Consider the following 17,884-nt stretch of genomic DNA (forward strand, 5'->3'; position numbering starts at 1 on the left):
GATGTGTTTAAAACGAGAGATCTGTAAATAATGGAAGAGAAACGTCTGGTCATCGTGCTGGGTAAGAGACTGTTTAAAAATGCGTTAACGCCAGAAGGCGTTAGCCGAGTAGACGCTTTGGTTGAGGCAATGGCTTCGGGAAAGATTGAACCAGGGAGTCGTATTGCATTTTGTGGTGGCGTCACACAAGGGCAGACTCGCTCAGAAGCCATTGCTATGTTCGATTACTTCCAACAGCGTTGCCATGCGAATAACCTGACTTTTTCGGCTCAGAACATTTTGCTGGAAGAGCGCTCGACCAGCACAGTGGAGAACATTTTTGAAGTGTCTCGTTTGCTGATCCAAAGTGGCCAGTGTTCAGAGGGCAGCGTTTTGAAAGTCACTTTCGTTTCCAATGATTACCATCTCAAGCGTATCTTTGAAATCCAACAATTAATGGATGAGCAAGGGCTATTGCGAGTGTTGCGCGAGCGCTGCGCTCAACACGGTGTGCATCTTGATATTCGCCATGATCTGGAGGCGCATGTTAGCGTGCCGTATCCAAATGTCGGCGGCGAAGCACAACTGTTTTTGTTGATTGATGAGCTCACCACATACCGAGTGTACCTGGAAGGGGTAGCGCGTGGCGTGTTTCAGCGGCCATTAAAAGAGGTGCGCCGTATCCCCTACCAAAAAGCCCAAGAAGCATTAAGGGCCATTCGTTCTGTGCTAGCACAACATGCGGAATTTTCTGCTTATTATCACGATTTTGCGCAGCTTCAGCAGTGGATAGAAGAGAGCGATATTGAGCAAGAGCCGGCAACGATTTCTCAGATTGCTCGTGGTTTTAACCGCACCTTAGTGGGGCTAAATCGTCGCTTTGATCCGGAACAAGCTTTAAGGGACTGATAAACGTTATTGAGCAATTTGGAAGTTAGCGCACGCTCGACTACGCTTAGAAGAGTTTCAAGTGGTGAAGCTCCGATTTTTACCATTGATATTAACAGGTTTGTTGCGTCACTTTTCGCTCTGCGGTTATCGTATCGCAACCCATCATTGGCAAAGGAAATGTAAATGTCACAACAAAAATTCCGTTTGGTAACCCGCAGTGATTTTGACGGCTTGGTTTGTGCTGTTTTATTAAAACAACAAGATTTGATTGATGAGATAAAATTTGTCCATCCCAAAGATATGCAAGACGGCCTGATTGATATTACGGAAAACGATATTGTTACCAACTTGCCTTATGTCGCAGAAGCACACTTAGTGTTCGACCACCATCTCTCAGAAACCATTCGTAATCGTGGTCGCCATGCAAATCATATTATCAACCCCAATGCCCCATCTGCCGCACGAGTGGTGTGGGATTACTATGGTGGCACTTCGGTGTTCCCCGTTGAATGGATTGAAATGATGGAAGCGGTAGACAAAGGTGACTCTGCGCAGTTTAGCCGTGATGACGTTTTGGACTCAAAAGGGTGGAACTTACTCAATTTTCTGATGGATGCGCGTACTGGCTTAGGGCGTTTCAGAGAGTTTCGCATTTCCAACTATAACTTGATGATGGACTTGATTGATTACTGTAAGAATCACACCATCGAGCAAATTCTAGACTTGCCAGATGTCAAAGAACGCATTGATTTATATCGCGAACACGAAATTAAGTTCAAAGAGCAGATTCAACGTTGTGCCACGGTGTATAAAAATTTGGTGCTGTTGGATCTCACCAACGAAGAGACCATTTACGCAGGCAACCGCTTCATCATTTATGCCCTGTTTCCTGACTGCAATATTTCGATCCATAAAATGTGGGGTTTTCAAAAGCAAAACGTGGTTTTCGCAACGGGTAAATCAATTTTCGATCGAGGCTCTAAAACCAACGTGGGCGAATTGATGTTGAAATATGGCGGTGGGGGGCACCAAGCCGCGGGGACCTGTCAGATCAACATTGAAGACGCAGAGCGCGTTCAAGCTGAACTGATTGAGCAGATAAATCGGGACGGTTAAAGACCAATAGCCTCGCATTCGCGAGGCTTTTTTTGTTAGTATGCCGCCAAATTAATTTTGGACTTCAGCACAGCGCGTTTTTCTCATGAGACATCTGAAAACAACGATTCACCCCGATATCGAACATCTAGACGAAAAAATCATTTTCCAACGCAGCGCCGCACGCGCCATTTGTGTCGATGGTGAAGATATTTTATTGCTCTACACCGAGCGCTACCACGATTACACCATTCCGGGTGGGGGCATCGATGAAGGAGAGGATGTGATCGCCGGGTTGGTTCGCGAACTTGAAGAAGAAACTGGCGCAAAGAACATCCACAACATCAAACCATTTGGCATCTATGAAGAGTTTCGTCCTTGGTACAAAGGAGAAGCAAACGTGATGCACATGCATTCTTACTGCTACACCTGCAAGATTGACCGAGAGTTAGGCGAAACGCGCTTTGAGGAATACGAAGTGAAAAATGGCATGAAGCCACTTTGGGTCAATATCCATCAAGCCATTGCGCATAATGAGCAGACCATGGCGGAAAGCCCCAAAAAAGGCATGAGCATAGAACGCGAAACTTTCCTGTTGCGTCTCATCGCCAAAGAATTGCTGTAACGACGATAAAATATGGAGAACAATAGATTTGAACTATGCATTTGTTCACTTCTTTTCGCCAGTTAATGGGTTTTTCAGACAAATTGAGACATTTTTCGAAGAAACGTAACCATTAGTAACAGAGAGGCTGTAAGCAAAACTCCCTTGAATATACTCGAGAAAGTCTAATTTAACGGATGGCTGCTTTCATGAAATCTATTGTTTCTCTTACTTCCGCTTTGTGTGCCAGCGTTATGGCATTTTCCGCTCACGCCGCGCCGACCGTCATTCCCGATCCTCCCGCTTTGGGTGCCAAAGGCTATGTGCTGATGGATTACCATTCAGGGGAAGTATTGGTCGCCAAAAATGCCGATACTCAGTTAAATCCTGCCAGTTTAACCAAATTGATGACGGCGTATGTGGCGGGGCAAGAAATGAATCGCGGCAACATTCGCTTTTCAGATCAAGTGGTGATCAGCCGTAACGCATGGGCAAAAAACTTCCCAGATTCTTCGAAAATGTTTATCGAAGTCGGTACTTCTGTGAGCTTGGAAGATCTCTACCGAGGTCTGATCATCCAGTCGGGTAATGACGCGAGTGTCGCCATCGCCGAGCATGTGGCCGGTAGCCAAGATGCGTTTGTCAGTTTGATGAACTCGTGGGCCGACAAGCTTGGTTTACAAAACTCCGCCTTCACCAACCCTCATGGCTTGGATAGCACCGGTCTCTATTCAACACCACGTGAGATTGCCAAGTTGGGGCAGGCGATCATTCGTGATTTGCCTAGCGTTTACCCGATGTACAGTGAAACCTCATTTACTTACAATGGCATTACGCAATACAACCGCAATGGATTGCTGCGAGACCGAAGTATTGCCGTGGATGGCATGAAAACAGGCTTCACCAGTGGCGCTGGTTACAGTTTGGCGACGTCTGCCACCAGTGGCAACATGCGCTTAATTTCGGTGGTGATGGGGTCCAACAGCACTTCAAGCCGTGAAGCAGAGAGCAAACAACTGCTGAGCTACGGTTTCCGCTTCTTTGATACGGTTTCCCCAACGAAAGCGAATCAGCCGTTGGCAGACACTCGAATTTGGATGGGAGAGAAGAATCAGTTAAGCGTTGGTCTTAAAGAGGACATTTTCCTTACCTTACCCAAAGGGGATACCAAAAAGCTTCAAGCTGAGCTGATTTATCTGCCGGACTTATCAGCGCCAATCTTGCGTGATCAGGTGGTTGGTCAGGTGATTTATAAAGTTGAAGATAAGGTGGTGAAAGAGGTCGACCTTGTGGCGTTAGAATCCGTCGAACAAGGTGGGCTGTTTAAACGCATTACCGATTGGTTTAAGCGTTGGTTGAGCAATCTGTTTTAATCTTGTCGCAAACGACAAAAGCCGTGAAAGGTCGCCTTTCACGGCTTTTGTTTTATTAAAGGTGCGCGTGGCACTCGTCATTTAAGGTGCTTTTGCTCATGGGCGTTGTCAAAAATACCTTGCCAAGCATTTGGTCAAACAGCGCCAGTTGTTCAAGCAGTTGGGTACTGAAGCGGTTATTTTCCGCTCTCAGGCACCAAAAACTTGCCGCTGTCGGTGTGTCGAGATCCACAAGATCAGAGTTTGACACATCCAAAGTTCGTAATTGACGCAGCCCCGATAACTTGATGTTCACCAATGGGTTATTTTGAACTTCCACATCAAAAACATTGACTGCTGGAGACAAGTCCACGTCTTTCAACTGATTGTGAGAAAGCACGATGAAACTCAATCGGCTTCCTTCGGCCAATTGAACGGAAGTGAGTCGATTGTGAGCCGCATCCAGATCCGCCAGCTCTGGGTTCGCACTCAAGTCGAGTTGAGCGAGCTGGTTGTTTTTTGCATCAAGCAGAAGCAACTGCGGATTGTGCGATAACGCCAAGGAGGTGAGTGCGTTATCTGCGATATAGAGCGTTCGCAGGTTCGGATATCGCGCCGCATTAAACTGCGTGAGCCCCTTCCCAGACGCCCCAATCAACACCATACCCTCTTGAAGCTGATTGAAGTCGATATCGGTGACGCGAGTATGACTCAGATCGATTTCTTTGATGGGGAGGAGCGGGCCATATAGGGTGTGCAATTGAGTGCTATTGCTTGCCAGAAGCGCCGCTATTTTCTGGCTTTGCGAAAAGTCGATGGTGGTGAGGTCGGTTTCGCTAATCTCTAATCTTTCTAACTCAAGAAGTGGCCGAATATTGAGTGTCGAAAGCGGGTTTTTCGACACGCGAACGTCGGTGAGCGCGAGGTTGTTGGCTAAGCTCAGTTCCGTCAGTGCATTGTTGCCCGCATAGAGAGCAGTCAGAGCGGGTAACTCTGTCACCCCCAAGGTTTGCAGTTTGTTGTCGCTCACGTTCAAGGTGCGTAGTTGCGGTAGAGGGGGCGCAGTAAACTGGGTGAGCTGTGTTCCGGTGATTTTGAGCGTGGTTAAATCCGGCATGTTTGCCAATTGCAGTTGATTCAGCCTTGCCATATGAAGGGACAAGGATTGCAAAGCGGCTTGCTGACTCAAATCTAAATCTGCTATCTGACTGCCATTGACCGTCAGTTGTGTCAGAGCAAAGTTTTGCGATAGGGCGAGGCTTTGCAGCGTGTTAATACTGACTAACGTCAGTGAACGAAGCGACTTATTGCCCGAGAAGTCGAGTGTTTTCAGTGCAGAACCTTGGAACGACAAACTTTCAATGTTGGGTACATGGTCCGAAGAAAAATCGGTAAACAGACGTGACTTGATGGTCAATTTTGCAAGGTTGGTAAAGTGGACCAAATCGCGACTGGTATTGATTTGGAAAGAAGAAGCGCAGTCAAGTTCCGTCACCTCGAGTGTATTCTGCCACCCTTTCAGTGTACGGTGCTGATCCACACAACGTTTGAGCTCTGGATCGAGGTATTCAATGGCGTTAAAGCTGTGCTCTGCGGCAGTGATGGCAAGCGTTATTCTGGCGTTGCCAATGCCGCCTTGATTGTCTGTCACTGTAACCATTAAGCCGATGCTATCGCCTTGCGTCCATTGCGTCGGTACAGAAAAGGTCACATTGGCTTGAGTGGCGTCATTGAGCGTGACGCTTGGTCCCGATAACTGTCTCCAGCGATAAGCGACAATGTTGCCATCTGCATCAGTGGCGTGTGCCGTGAGCGTCACGTCGGTGCCTTCTACGACGGCTTTATCTTCTCCAACTGAAACTTGCGGACGCTGATTGAGCGCGCTGTCCTGTACGGTGACGATCTGTTGGTCTTGCGCGGTTGCCCCTAAGTTGTCAGTCACGGTGACGCTGAACACCAGATCCGTATCGTTATTTACCAAAGGTGCTTTGAACTTTGGATAAGCTGAATTGACATTCGAGAGGGACACCGTCGGGCCACCCGTTTGTCGCCATTCGATTTTTTCTATCTGTCCGTCTTCATCTCGGGCGGTGACACTCAGTCCGTCGGCAAAGGCGCCTTCTTCTACACTAAAGGGCGAACCTGCTTGCACGGTAGGAGGGAGGTTGTGTGGCTGAGGAGTGGGTTTGATGGTAATGCGAATCGTATCTTGCGCTTGGTTGCCTTGAGCGTCGGTTAACGTCAGTTCAAACGCGATGGTGGTTTCTACCGCGACAGATGGAAGGGTGAACTTAAGGCTTTTCTGGTCAAAAGGGGAGGCATCTAAGCTAGGACCTTCGGTTTGTCGCCACTGAAACGTGGGGGGAAATGCGCTGTCATGCTGGTATTGAGGAACGAGTTCTATGGTGTCATTGGCATTGTGGAAAAGGTCTTGACCCAGTTCGACGGATAAATCTCGGCTGGAAGGGGGCGCTGTTGAGGTGTTATCGCCAGAAGACCCACCGCCGCATGCGGTTATGAGCAACAAAATTCCGGATATTACAAAGGTTCTAATCATCACTTTCTCTCTGGTTATTTTATAAATTATTCTGTTGCATATAAAACCATCTGAGCATTGTTATCGTGAATGTGTAATCGATTGCATTTGGCTTTAATTGTGAAGTGAGTCGTAAAAGTGTTGGTGATTTATTCGCCGTTTGATGTTTGATGAGGATGAACATCAGTCGCAGCAATCGGTTAACGGTGCGCTGGATGAGTGAATCAGCTCGAAAATTGCAGTCACTATGGTTGTGTTAGGTTGTTTTTTGACAATGATCGGACGGTGAAAGGTGTGTTTATTCCTAAATCACTTCTTGATGTGTTGGCAAAGCGGTGCAGCGTGTTTTATTAGGGGTCTATGATTTCCATTCCAGAGGGTCGAATAGAAAATTGCTGTTGTCGCCGGTTATTACACGCAACAAATCCACGCTCGCTCTGGCAATGTCATCTTTAGACGATTTAGGCTCATTAACCTGAGTTCAGGTTACATTATTAAATCTATAAGAAATGGATGGCTAGATGAATCAACGAAGTAAGAAGCTGACATGGACGTTTGTCACGCTTTTAGTTATGTTTTTTTTGTTTTGGGGCGCAAAAACATACTCAGAGAACTACCGTGTTAAAGCGGAGAAAGAGTTAGACGATGTACATGGCGAGTTGCAGGTTGTGGTCGATGTGATGAATCAACCGTATTTGTTCCCACTCGATAATCGTTCTTTATTGCAAAACTATGCGTCTTTTAATACCTCCCCTCGATTTCCAAACCTCTATCATGCAGCAATAGATTATCGGGTAGAACCAGGTTCGCCAGTGTACGCAGTGGCGGATGGTGTTGTGAGCTTTTCAGGTGAAATGGATGGCTACGCAGGCCTCGTGGTTATTGACCATAGCAAGGAGTCGTTATATTCGCTTTATGGCCATTTATCTCTCAAAAGTGACATGGTGGATCTAGGGCCAGTCAAACGAGGGGATATTGTCGGCTATATTGCCGAGCCTTCAGAGAGCTATGGGATAGGTACGGTCTCTCATTTGCATTTTGCGTTACGTTTGGGAGAAAAAGCGGATTATTCAAGCCGTGGTGATGAGCGTTGGATGGCTGGGTACACGGAGCGACATCCCATTTTCAGCGGTTTTATCGATCCCGAGCGGTTTATTCTTCAAACGGTAAGATGGAATCAAAGCTAACCACAGGTTGTTTTGATTGTTTCTATTCACCTTTCCGCTACACTGTGCGCAACGAAAATGATGGAAGAAAGTAGGATGTTAATTGCCATTAAGCTCATTAAACTTGCGGTAATCTGCGCAATCTTCTTCACTATTTACGACTTAATTGCGTTTGGTGAAATCACATGGTTCACACGCTTTTTTGGCTTGTAGTGAACAGCAACTCGAGGCATTCCTTGCCTCGAGTTGTATCTCCATGAGTTACGACTAGATTCGACCTTTCTAGCCTTCTAAATTAACTCTCTTGCCCTTTTGTCAGCATGCGATCAAAGCTTGGGTTACCGTGTAATGGTTCTAAATCGGGCTCATTGGCGATGAGGTCACGTATCGATGGGCTTGCTTCGATTGCTCTTTCGAGATCTTCGATCGACTGCTCTTCCAAACCCAGACGAGAATATGCACAGGCTCTTTGATAGAGCGCGGGGGCATTAGAACTGTCCATATCCAGTACGCGGTTACAAAGACTGAGTGCCCAGTTGTACTCTTTGATTTCCATTGCAGCATCGGCTTTGTAGGTGACGGCCTCTAAGTCGCCCGGCCTTATCGCCAGAATCTCATCGTACACATCAATACGCTGCTCAGCGGTTGGCATACTTTGCGCTCTCAACCAGAGGTTATGAATCTCATTGATGATTTCGATCTCTCGGTTGTTTTCACTGATGATGCGTGTTTTGCGTTTCAAATCTCTTTCTAACGCAATGAACTTCTTCTCATACTTTTCTGCAATGGTTTCCAGCCTTTTATCGGCCATTGCTTTGGTGTTGTTTTTTAACTCCCTTAATGATTGCCAGCCAACAAAGGCGACAAGAGAAGCAACACCGGCAATGATGTAGAAGAAGTAAGTCACTGTCACATTGGCATAGTTCAGTGACTTATCGGCTACTGAGAGTTCGCGCTCGGTAAACTGAACGGTTAATCGCTTTTCTAAGTCTTGTTGATCTTGTCTTAGCGATTTGAGCTCATCAAGGATGTATCTCTCCATTAATGGCCTATCGAGCAACTCGCTGTCGGAATACGTTTGCTGCTCGGCCTGTGCGGGCAAGTTGATGCTGATTAGCATCATAAACATGAATAAAACTCGCATAGAAGGACGGCTCCACCTTTAGGTATGTTGTGCGAATAGCGGTTCGGAGTGTGAATAACGAAAAGCAGAATGCACAGAACTGCTTTCGCCCACCATCCAATACTCCATCTCTCACTCAGTTAAGAGAGGGCAATTCTAAAACGTTAAATGATTCGATGTCTAAGTAAATTTCTTTTAATTTTTTATTTGTTAACAAATGAAGGTTAATTGGTGAATTGGGTGTTAATTGTCGTGTTTTGTTACTAGGCTTGGCTACTTTTCTTTAAAAACAACACGTTAAAAATTTCGTTTTTGTTTGGTTTTTGTGCGCGAGTGGCGTTGGATGTGTTGAGTTGTGTATGAGTTTTGTTGGGTGATTGAGCTTTATGATCGACGGTAAAAGTGGCTTTATGGTTTGAGATCTAATTATTTTTGTGCCATTTTAATTTAACTAATCGTTCAAATAAAAAAAGGAACACGGATGCCCAAGGTGGGAATGCCAAAGATTCGCAGGCCACAATTAGTGAGTGCGACCATGACGGTCATTGACCGTGTGGGCTTGCAGGGAGCCAGTGTTTCTTTGATTAGCCAAGAGGCGGGTGTCTCTAGTGGCATCATCAACCACTACTTTGGTGGTAAGCATGGACTGCTTGAAGAAACGATGCGCGATATTTTGAGGCAGTTATCTTGTGATGCAACAAAACGCTTGAATTCACTACCGAAGCAGGCGCATATGCAGAGAATCAACGCGATATTGGATGCTAATTTCGTTGGCTTTCAATCTGAAAGCAAGGTGATCAAAACATGGTTGGCGTTTTGGTCTTATTCCATGCATGACGAAGCGTTAAAGCGTTTACAGCGCGTTAATGAAAAGCGCTTGCTTTCACATTTAAAGCGAGAACTCAAAGCGTTGATGAGCAAAGAGCAAGCCGACATTGTCGCCCAAGGCATTGCCGCGCTTATCGACGGGATCTGGCTGCGTGGAGCGCTTAATCCTGAAGGTATTAATGCGAACAAAGCGCGCATCATTATTAACGATTATTTAGAAAAACAGCTCACGTTTTATTCACAACAATAACCTAGAGTCAAATTTCAGATGGAAGTTACAGCACATTACATTGGAGGGAAGCCTTTCGTTGGTGACACTGGCGAATCTTTTGCGACCTTAAATCCAGCAAGCGGAGAAGTGTTAGCGCACATTGAGCAAGCCGACGAAAGGGTGTTAGCTCACGCCATCGAGAGCGCGAAGCTTGGCTTTTCTGTGTGGTCATCTATGAGCGCTGCCGAGCGCAGCCGATGCTTACTCAAAGCGGCGCAGCTGATTCGCGATCACAATGATGAACTAGCAGAGTTGGAAGTGCGCGATACGGGCAAACCAATTCAAGAAGCGAGTGTGGTTGACATTGCCACAGGCGCAGATGTTATCGAGTATTTTGCTGGATTAGTGAATGGCTTAGGTGGCGAGCAACAATCCCTTGGTTCCAATCAGTTTTTTTACACCAGAAGAGAACCTCTGGGCATTTGTGCCGGCATCGGCGCTTGGAATTACCCGATTCAAATTGCAATGTGGAAAGCCGCGCCTGCATTAGCAGCTGGTAACGCGATGATCTTTAAACCCTCAGAAGAAACGCCACTTTCGGCACTCAAACTGGCTGAACTCTTTACGCAAGCGGGCGTGCCTGATGGCGTGTTTAACGTTGTTCAAGGGGACTATCGTGTTGGGCAAATGCTCACCGCGCATCCTGAAATCGACAAAGTCTCATTTACCGGTGAGTCAGGCACGGGCAAGAAAGTGATGGCCGATAGTGCAGCGACACTCAAACCCGTCACCATGGAATTGGGGGGGAAATCGCCCTTGATTATTTTCGATGATGCCGATCTTGATGATGCTGTCTCGGCAGCAATGGTGGCAAATTTTTACACTCAAGGTGAGGTGTGTACCCATGGCACGCGAGTTTATGTTCAACGAGCGATGTACGACGCGTTTGTTGAACAGCTAAAAGAGCGCACGGAAAAGCTCATTGTCGGCGATCCAATGAACATGGAAACGCAAATTGGCTCACTGATTTCTAAATCGCATCTAGAAAAAGTACTCAGTGCTATTTCGAGTGCGAAAGAGAGCGGTGCAACGTTGCTCACTGGTGGTTTCCAAGTGACGGAAAGAGGGCTAGAGAAAGGGTGTTTTGTTGCGCCTACCGTCTTTGTCGATTGCCGCGATGAGATGCCTCATGTGCAAAATGAAATCTTTGGACCTGTCATGTCGGTGCTGGTGTTTGATGACGAAGATGAAGTCATTGCTCGCGCGAACAACACCCAATACGGCTTGGCCGCTGGGGTATTTACGCAGAATCTATCCAAAGCCCATAGAGTCATTCACCAACTGCAAGCGGGCATTTGCTGGATAAACACTTGGGGAAATTCACCCGCAGAGATGCCGGTGGGGGGCTACAAGTTGTCGGGCATTGGCCGCGAAAATGGTCAAGAGACGTTACTGCACTATACGCAGACCAAAAGCGTGTTTGTCGAACTGGGTGCGTTCGACTCCCCTTACGCTTAATCAATCAATAGTTAGGAGAAAAAGATGCAGCAACACTACGATTACATTATCGTCGGTGCGGGTTCCGCTGGCTGTGTGCTAGCGGATCGACTATCAGAGAGTGGTGATCACAGTGTTTTATTACTCGAAGCGGGCGGTTCCGACAAGAGTATTTTCATTCAAATGCCAACGGCGCTCTCTTACCCTATGAACTCAGAGAAGTACGCTTGGCAATTTGAAACCGATGCAGAAGCGGACTTAGATGGCCGCCGTTTACATTGCCCAAGAGGGAAAGTGCTCGGGGGCAGTTCCTCCATCAACGGCATGGTTTATGTTCGTGGTCACGCCTGTGATTTTGATGAATGGGAAGAGCAGGGTGCAAAAGGTTGGAATTACCAAGCGTGTCTACCGTATTTTCGCCGAGCAGAAAACTGGATTGACGGGGAAGATGAGTATCGCGGTGGCGATGGGCCATTAAGTACCTGTGCTGGCAATAAGATGACGCTGAATCCACTCTATCGCGCGTTCATTGACGCAGGTAAGGAGGCCGGATATCCAGAAACATCGGACTACAATGGCTACCAACAAGAAGGCTTTGGTCCGATGCATATGACGGTTAAAAATGGTGTGCGAGCTTCAACCTCAAACGCATACTTAAGCCGTGCCAAAAAAAGAAGCAATTTCAAACTGATCAAAGGCGTTGTGGTTCAACGTATCTTACTGGAAGAAAAGCGTGCCGTAGGGGTCGAGTTTGAACTGGCAGGCGAACTGCGTACTTGTTTTGCCAAAAATGAAGTGATTTCCAGTGCGGGTTCGATTGGTTCGGTGCAACTGTTACAGCTCTCTGGCATTGGCCCTAAAACGGTACTTGAGAAGGCGGGGGTGACGCCCGTTCACCATCTGCCAGGCGTTGGACAAAACTTACAAGACCATCTCGAAGTCTATTTCCAATACCATTGTCAAAAACCCATCACCTTGAATGGAAAATTGGACTGGTTCAGCAAAGGGTTGATTGGAGCCGAGTGGATTTTAACGCGTAAAGGGCTTGGGGCGACCAATCACTTCGAGTCTTGCGCCTTTATTCGCTCACGTGCAGGTTTGAAATGGCCGAATATTCAGTACCACTTTTTGCCCGCGGCAATGCGTTACGATGGACAAGCCGCCTTTGATGGTCATGGCTTCCAAGTTCATGTTGGGCCAAACAAGCCTGAGAGCCGAGGCCGTGTTGAGATCGTCTCAGCCAATCCATTGGACAAACCCAAAATTCAGTTTAACTACTTATCGACCGAGCGCGATCGTCAAGATTGGCGAGATTGTATCCGCCTTACTCGCGAAATTTTGGCGCAGCCAGCAATGGATGAGTTCCGTGGTGAAGAGATACAGCCCGGCATCAATGTCGCGACCGATGCGGAAATCGATCAGTGGGTGAAAGAGAACGTTGAGAGCGCGTATCACCCTTCGTGCTCATGCAAAATGGGCGCAGATGATGACCCAATGGCGGTGCTCGATGAAGAGTGTCGTGTACGAGGAATCACCAACCTGCGCGTAGTGGATTCATCCGTTTTTCCCACTATTCCTAACGGCAATCTTAATGCGCCTACCATCATGGTGGCGGAAAGAGCCGCTGATTTAATTTTGCATAAACAGCCGTTGCCTCCGCAGCGCTCGAAGGTTTGGCTAGCCCCGAGTTGGGAAACTCAGCAGCGGACTGGAGAGCCGATGAGATAAGCCACGCCAAACAGCGTGCCCTCATAAAAGTCAGTAATCATTACAAGGAAAAAACAATGTCTATGACGACAAAAACACTTTCAATCATGGCCCTGAGTGCCTTTTCGTTTACCGCCGCTGCCAATCAATGCCAAACAGTCCGTTTTGCGGATGTCGGCTGGACCGATATCACCGCAACAACCGCAGTGACTAGTCAGCTGCTCAAAGGAATGGGGTATCAAACCAAAACGGATCTGCTTTCTGTTCCTGTGACCTACTCGTCAATGGCCAACGGTGATGTGGATGTCTTTCTCGGAAACTGGATGCCAACCATGGAAGGGGATATCGCGAAATACCGAGATTCAGGGGAAGTGGAGACTGTCAAAGCCAATCTTGAAGGCGCTAAGTACACCTTAGCGGTACCTAAATATGTCTATGAGCAAGGCGTGCAGAGCTTTGCCGATATCAGCAAGTATGCAGATAAGTTCAAAAATCGTATCTACGGTATTGAACCCGGTAACGATGGCAACCGCCTAATTCAAAGCATGATTGACCAAAACGCCTTTGATTTAAAAGGATTCAGCTTGGTGGAATCCAGTGAAGCAGGCATGGTGTCGCAAGTGGCGAGAGCAGTGCGCCGAAACCAATGGATCGTCTATCTGGGTTGGGCTCCGCATCCAATGAATAGCAATGTAGAGATGGTGTACCTGTCGGGAGGGGATGACTTCTTTGGGCCAAACTACGGCGGCGCCAATGTCTACACCAATGTGCGAGAGGGTTATCTCTCTGCGTGTCCGAATGTGGGTCAGTTACTGCAAAACCTAACGTTCAGCTTAGAGATGGAAAACCAGCTCATGGAAGCGATTCTCAACCAAAAAGAGAAACCTGCCAAAGCAGCGTTGAACTGGCTAAAACAACATCCTGAGCAGATAAAAACGTGGCTTGAAGGCGTAAAAACGCTCGAGGGCAAACCGGCAGCTCAAGCCGTGATTGACTACGTAAACACACAAGCTTAAGAGATAAAGACAGGCGGGCAATCGACAGCCCGCCCAACAAAACAAAGGCAATACAGTGAACTTTATAACTGAAAACAAACTCCCGTTCGGTGAGTGGATGGAAATGGGCGTCGATTGGTTAACACTCAACGCAGCCGGTTTCTTTGATGCTGTCGCTTTCTTTTTGGAAAGCATCATTTTATTCGTCGTGGACCTGTTTAAATGGATGCCGCCAGCGATGCCAATTATCGCTACAGCACTGATCGCTTGGTTTCTGCATCGCAGTATTGGGTTAGTCCTCTTTGTGGTCTTGGCTCTGCTGACCATTTTAAATCTTGGCTACTGGCAAGAAATGCTGGAAACCTTTGTTTTGGTCTTCGCCGCGACAACGATTTCCGTATTAATTGGTGTGCCGATTGGGATCATGGCTGCGCATCGTCGTTGGATATACACCTTGCTAAGGCCAATACTTGACCTGATGCAAACCGTGCCGACTTTTGTTTACTTGATTCCTACCTTGGTGTTATTTGGCTTAGGTATTGTACCAGGGCTTATCTCAACCATTATTTTTGCTATCGCCGCGCCGATACGTTTGACCTACCTCGGCATTACCAAAGTGCCGGAAGAGTTGGTTGAAGCGGGCAAAGCTTTTGGCGCTAACCGGCTGAAGTTACTGCTTAAAGTAGAACTGCCTGCCGCTTTGCCTAGCATAATGGCCGGTATTACTCAGTGCATTATGTTGTCGCTTTCTATGGTGGTGATTGCTGCGCTCGTTGGTGCGGATGGATTAGGCAAACCTGTGGTTCGCGCGCTCAACACAGTGAACATCGCTCAAGGTTTTGAAGCCGGTTTGGCGATCGTTCTGGTGGCGATAATTTTGGATCGCCTTTGTAAAACACCTCAGCAGAAGGAGGCCTAATCATGGATGCCATTACAATTGAGAATGTTGATGTGGTTTTTGGCGATAAGCCAGAGCACGCTTTGGCGCTGCTCGATCAAGGTAAAACGCGCCAAGAAATCATTGATGAAGCAGGCCAAGTGGTGGGGGTGAACAAGGTTTCTCTATCCATCAAAGAAGGCGAAATCTGTGTATTGATGGGTTTGTCCGGTTCAGGTAAGTCGAGCTTATTGCGAGCGGTGAACGGCTTGAACAGCATTTCTCGTGGGTCGTTGCGTATAAAAGATGGGGACCAACAGGTCGACCTAGCGCAATGTGACGACGCAACGTTAAGGCATTTACGAACGCATCGTGTTTCCATGGTTTTCCAAAAGTTTGCGCTGATGCCTTGGCTCACGGTTCTCGACAATGTTGCGTTTGGCCTAGAAATGCAAGGTATGGCGAAAAAGCAACGCCGTAAAAAAGCCAAAGAACAGCTTGAAATGGTGGGGCTTTCGGAATGGCAGGATAAGTATCCACATGAACTGTCGGGAGGCATGCAGCAACGCGTTGGCCTAGCGAGAGCGTTCGCGATGGACACCGATATTCTCTTGATGGACGAACCTTTTTCCGCCCTAGATCCGTTGATTCGCGCTCAGTTACAAGATGAGCTGATTCAACTGCAGAAAAAAATGAACAAAACCATTCTCTTTGTCAGCCATGATTTAGACGAAGCGCTAAAAATTGGCAACAATATTGCGATCATGGAATCCGGTTGCTTGATACAGCATGGCGCGCCAGAAGAGATTGTGTTGTCTCCAGAAACCGATTATGTGAAGGATTTCGTGGCCCACACCAATCCTCTCAATGTTCTGAAAGGTCGTACTTTGATGCTCAGCAAAGAATCATTGACGCAGACTGATGGCGCATGGCAAGTGTGTGGTAGGCAGGATTTGTGGTTGGAGCAGTCGGACAAGCAGATGACCTTACGCAATTCAGACAAGCGTCTGCTGGCTTGGCCTTGTGAGCAGCAAGATCCAGTGGTTGATGACAATGTGCTTCTTGTCGCTTCACCCGATCTGGATATGCGCGAGATGATCGCGTTGAAAAAGAAAAACAGGCAGCCGATTTTGTTGGCAGAAGATGATCAATTTGTTGGCGTGCTCGATACGGAACATATCTATCAGGCATTGCTTGGCAATTACCAAAGCAGCGCATCGGCGAATGGCTTGGCGTAGTTTTTAATGATACTCAATCAATAGCGGAGTAAGAAACCAAGATGGTTTGTCATGCAAACCATCTTGGTTGTTTTGAAGGGGACTAAGATTGTTGTTCCTTCAACATCAATGCCTTACTGCGCTCAATTACACTGATTGCTACCGCAAGAAACAGAATATCTTTCACTAGGAAGAAGTTCGTGACCAAAATCCCATCTGAGACTTTCCACGCATTGGGTGTGGTGAGCAAAAAGCTCAGTGTTGCAACGAAAATAACGCTAGCTGCAATGCCAGACCAGTAACCAATCTGCGGTTTCTTCAGACCGATAACCAAACCAATCGCAACAATAATTTCCGTTGCGCCGATAAAGTTAGAGACCATTTGTACAGAGAAGAGGTTATACAACCAACTCATTAATGGATGGTTCACGACCAAGGGTTCAATAAGCTTGGCTTCTGTTGGGGTAAACTTATAAACACCAATCCATAATAAAACCAATACCACCCCAAATACACCAAGAAGATAGCCTAGGCCTTGTGTGCCTAAGTCAGTGTTTTGTTTTTTCATTTTGCTTTTTCTCCACAATAAATAGCATCAAGATGACCGAGGGTGGAGGAAAAAAATTTCTCACGCCAAAGGAAATGATTCTGATTTTCTTCATGCGGTTATATCGACATTACTGATATGAAATCGGCGATGCTACGCCCGTGACGAACTTGGACTTAAGGCTAAGTTTTATAAATTCTCAAAAGTGAACGGCTACCTATGTCTAGGCTTGTAAAGTCATTAATAAAAATAAGGACATATTATGGCTAGTATCCGATTTGTTTTATCTATCGCACTATTGATCATGGTTGCTGGTTGCAGCAGTTCGAAAACCTATACAAAACCAGAAAGTGCCCCCTATTGGGTGGATGACTTAAAACTAGAGCAGAGCAGGCTAAAGCAATCGATAGAGAGTGTAAGGTTTGCAACCAATCTCACCGAAGAACAAACGAAGCAAAAGCAGCAAGCAATGAAGCGATATCATCAAGTCAGCGAGGAGTTGGAGTTTTATAAGCGAAGCAACAAGCCGATCCCCTATAGCGTTGACAAAATAGACCGTCTATACAAAGTGAATAACCCAGAAGGCGAATTTGACTTCGCCAAACTCAATGATCTGATTATTAATGGTGAAGTGAGCGTTTCTGATGGATATCGATTGTCACAAGCTGTGGCCTCAGAGTGGAAGTGTTCGCTTGTGGACTTTCGTATTATCCACGGCTGTTTTGAACTGCGATTTTTTGACCCAAGCACGCGTGTCTATTTTGAGCGTGAAAAAGACAAAGCAGGTAAAGCCGATCTGTTCAAAGATGGTGGCTTAGATGTCAGTCTTGATTTTATCTCAATGTATTTCCCTTGGCGTTTTGGCGCTGGCCATTTCTATGACCGCTATAGCTGGGGGCCGATGATCTCTGCTGGTATTTCCAGTAGTAGTTCGGATACCGGAGACGGTGCCGGGGCGATGGGGCTAGTTTCAACGGGGATGATGTTGGAATATAAGACGGAAAGTAAGACTTCACTTGCGTTTGAAGTTGGGCATGCTTGGGGATTTTCTGCCAACGAAGAGTTTAGCAGTATTACGGACAAAGCTTGGTTTATGGGCATTAAAATCAATGTGCCGTTGGCAGAGCGCAATGATCAAAGCGCCACTGAGATACTTGCAAGACCGACAGACAATGTTGATAAGGCCGTCGCTCAATAATGCTCTATCAGAGCTCTTCGATCTATTTGTGAAACAAAGCGAACAAAAAAGCGCCACAATG

The 17,884-nt window shown here is 46.8% G+C and carries 15 protein-coding genes; 12 read left to right on the plus strand and 3 right to left on the minus strand.

What is annotated here, in order from left to right:
* Nucleotides 1-30: 30 nt before the first annotated feature.
* The 4 genes from PQQ36_RS00550 to PQQ36_RS00565 all read left to right on the plus strand — a co-directional run bounded on the left by PQQ36_RS00550 (nt 31) and on the right by PQQ36_RS00565 (nt 3,942).
* The gene (locus tag PQQ36_RS00550; RefSeq protein WP_045619718.1) at nt 31-888 is read left to right on the plus strand and encodes a YdcF family protein; all 858 of its coding nucleotides are present in this window, start codon (nt 31-33) and stop codon (nt 886-888) included.
* A gap of 165 nt (nt 889-1,053) precedes the next feature.
* Nucleotides 1,054-1,986 (plus strand): exopolyphosphatase, encoded by a 933-nt coding sequence (locus tag PQQ36_RS00555; RefSeq protein ID WP_011082519.1) that lies wholly within the window; start codon nt 1,054-1,056, stop codon nt 1,984-1,986.
* A gap of 85 nt (nt 1,987-2,071) precedes the next feature.
* On the plus strand, nt 2,072-2,590 hold the full coding sequence (locus PQQ36_RS00560) for an NUDIX hydrolase (RefSeq protein ID WP_011151870.1): 519 nt from the start codon (nt 2,072-2,074) through the stop codon (nt 2,588-2,590).
* 188 nt (nt 2,591-2,778) lie between these two features.
* A complete protein-coding gene (locus PQQ36_RS00565; RefSeq protein WP_273660163.1) occupies nt 2,779-3,942 on the plus strand; it encodes a D-alanyl-D-alanine carboxypeptidase family protein in 1,164 nt (387 codons plus the stop codon).
* A 55-nt stretch (nt 3,943-3,997) separates the two neighbouring features.
* Here PQQ36_RS00565 and PQQ36_RS00570 read toward each other — a convergent pair whose 3' ends face one another.
* Entirely contained in the window at nt 3,998-6,478 is a 2,481-nt protein-coding gene (locus tag PQQ36_RS00570; RefSeq protein WP_225464691.1) for a leucine-rich repeat domain-containing protein, read from the minus strand.
* A gap of 500 nt (nt 6,479-6,978) precedes the next feature.
* Between PQQ36_RS00570 and PQQ36_RS00575 the strand changes: the two genes are divergently transcribed.
* The gene (locus tag PQQ36_RS00575; protein WP_047111892.1) at nt 6,979-7,644 is read left to right on the plus strand and encodes a M23 family metallopeptidase; all 666 of its coding nucleotides are present in this window, start codon (nt 6,979-6,981) and stop codon (nt 7,642-7,644) included.
* A 274-nt stretch (nt 7,645-7,918) separates the two neighbouring features.
* On the opposite strand, the gene PQQ36_RS00580 is transcribed toward PQQ36_RS00575, so the two are convergent.
* Entirely contained in the window at nt 7,919-8,752 is an 834-nt protein-coding gene (locus tag PQQ36_RS00580; RefSeq protein ID WP_370293232.1) for a tetratricopeptide repeat protein, read from the minus strand.
* 475 nt (nt 8,753-9,227) lie between these two features.
* Here PQQ36_RS00580 and betI point away from each other — a divergent pair, with 475 nt between their 5' ends.
* The 6 genes from betI to choV are packed head-to-tail and all read left to right on the plus strand — an operon-like array spanning nt 9,228 to nt 16,099.
* Nucleotides 9,228-9,824 carry a transcriptional regulator BetI gene (gene betI, locus PQQ36_RS00585; RefSeq protein WP_047111893.1) on the plus strand — a complete coding sequence of 199 codons (597 nt, stop codon included), beginning with the start codon at nt 9,228-9,230 and terminating at the stop codon, nt 9,822-9,824.
* 18 nt (nt 9,825-9,842) lie between these two features.
* The gene (betB, locus tag PQQ36_RS00590; RefSeq protein WP_047111894.1) at nt 9,843-11,303 is read left to right on the plus strand and encodes a betaine-aldehyde dehydrogenase; all 1,461 of its coding nucleotides are present in this window, start codon (nt 9,843-9,845) and stop codon (nt 11,301-11,303) included.
* 24 nt (nt 11,304-11,327) lie between these two features.
* Nucleotides 11,328-13,010 carry a choline dehydrogenase gene (gene betA, locus PQQ36_RS00595; protein ID WP_045597121.1) on the plus strand — a complete coding sequence of 561 codons (1,683 nt, stop codon included), beginning with the start codon at nt 11,328-11,330 and terminating at the stop codon, nt 13,008-13,010.
* 56 nt (nt 13,011-13,066) lie between these two features.
* Nucleotides 13,067-14,005, plus strand: coding sequence for a choline ABC transporter substrate-binding protein (locus tag PQQ36_RS00600; RefSeq protein WP_015727669.1), 939 nt, complete (start codon nt 13,067-13,069; stop codon nt 14,003-14,005).
* A gap of 55 nt (nt 14,006-14,060) precedes the next feature.
* Complete coding sequence (gene choW / locus PQQ36_RS00605; RefSeq protein ID WP_011151881.1) at nt 14,061-14,903, plus strand: choline ABC transporter permease subunit; 843 nt, start codon at nt 14,061-14,063, stop codon at nt 14,901-14,903.
* A gap of 2 nt (nt 14,904-14,905) precedes the next feature.
* Nucleotides 14,906-16,099 (plus strand): choline ABC transporter ATP-binding protein, encoded by a 1,194-nt coding sequence (gene choV, locus PQQ36_RS00610; protein WP_040110618.1) that lies wholly within the window; start codon nt 14,906-14,908, stop codon nt 16,097-16,099.
* An 82-nt stretch (nt 16,100-16,181) separates the two neighbouring features.
* On the opposite strand, the gene PQQ36_RS00615 is transcribed toward choV, so the two are convergent.
* Nucleotides 16,182-16,646, minus strand: a complete 465-nt coding sequence (locus tag PQQ36_RS00615; protein ID WP_017422492.1) for a DUF417 family protein — start codon at nt 16,644-16,646, stop codon at nt 16,182-16,184.
* A gap of 241 nt (nt 16,647-16,887) precedes the next feature.
* Here PQQ36_RS00615 and PQQ36_RS00620 point away from each other — a divergent pair, with 241 nt between their 5' ends.
* Nucleotides 16,888-17,823, plus strand: a complete 936-nt coding sequence (locus PQQ36_RS00620) for a hypothetical protein (protein ID WP_040110620.1) — start codon at nt 16,888-16,890, stop codon at nt 17,821-17,823.
* The last annotated feature ends 61 nt before the right edge of the window (nt 17,824-17,884 follow it).

The organism is Vibrio sp. CCUG 15886, from assembly GCF_028570825.1.
In the GTDB taxonomy this organism is placed as follows: Bacteria; Pseudomonadota; Gammaproteobacteria; order Enterobacterales; family Vibrionaceae; genus Vibrio; species Vibrio vulnificus_B.

Bases quoted from the DNA above. Each gene is read 5' to 3' on its own strand.
- PQQ36_RS00600 (WP_015727669.1), top strand. From the start codon at position 13,067: ATGTCTATGACGACAAAAACACTTTCAATCATGGCCCTGAGTGCCTTT.
- PQQ36_RS00620 (WP_040110620.1), top strand. From the start codon at position 16,888: ATGGCTAGTATCCGATTTGTTTTATCTATCGCACTATTGATCATGGTT.
- betA (WP_045597121.1), top strand. From the start codon at position 11,328: ATGCAGCAACACTACGATTACATTATCGTCGGTGCGGGTTCCGCTGGC.
- PQQ36_RS00580 (WP_370293232.1), bottom strand. From the start codon at position 8,752: ATGTTTATGATGCTAATCAGCATCAACTTGCCCGCACAGGCCGAGCAG.
- PQQ36_RS00555 (WP_011082519.1), top strand. From the start codon at position 1,054: ATGTCACAACAAAAATTCCGTTTGGTAACCCGCAGTGATTTTGACGGC.
- PQQ36_RS00615 (WP_017422492.1), bottom strand. From the start codon at position 16,646: ATGAAAAAACAAAACACTGACTTAGGCACACAAGGCCTAGGCTATCTT.
- PQQ36_RS00550 (WP_045619718.1), top strand. From the start codon at position 31: ATGGAAGAGAAACGTCTGGTCATCGTGCTGGGTAAGAGACTGTTTAAA.
- choV (WP_040110618.1), top strand. From the start codon at position 14,906: ATGGATGCCATTACAATTGAGAATGTTGATGTGGTTTTTGGCGATAAG.
- betI (WP_047111893.1), top strand. From the start codon at position 9,228: ATGCCCAAGGTGGGAATGCCAAAGATTCGCAGGCCACAATTAGTGAGT.
- betB (WP_047111894.1), top strand. From the start codon at position 9,843: ATGGAAGTTACAGCACATTACATTGGAGGGAAGCCTTTCGTTGGTGAC.
- PQQ36_RS00560 (WP_011151870.1), top strand. From the start codon at position 2,072: ATGAGACATCTGAAAACAACGATTCACCCCGATATCGAACATCTAGAC.
- PQQ36_RS00575 (WP_047111892.1), top strand. From the start codon at position 6,979: ATGAATCAACGAAGTAAGAAGCTGACATGGACGTTTGTCACGCTTTTA.
- PQQ36_RS00570 (WP_225464691.1), bottom strand. From the start codon at position 6,478: ATGATTAGAACCTTTGTAATATCCGGAATTTTGTTGCTCATAACCGCA.
- PQQ36_RS00565 (WP_273660163.1), top strand. From the start codon at position 2,779: ATGAAATCTATTGTTTCTCTTACTTCCGCTTTGTGTGCCAGCGTTATG.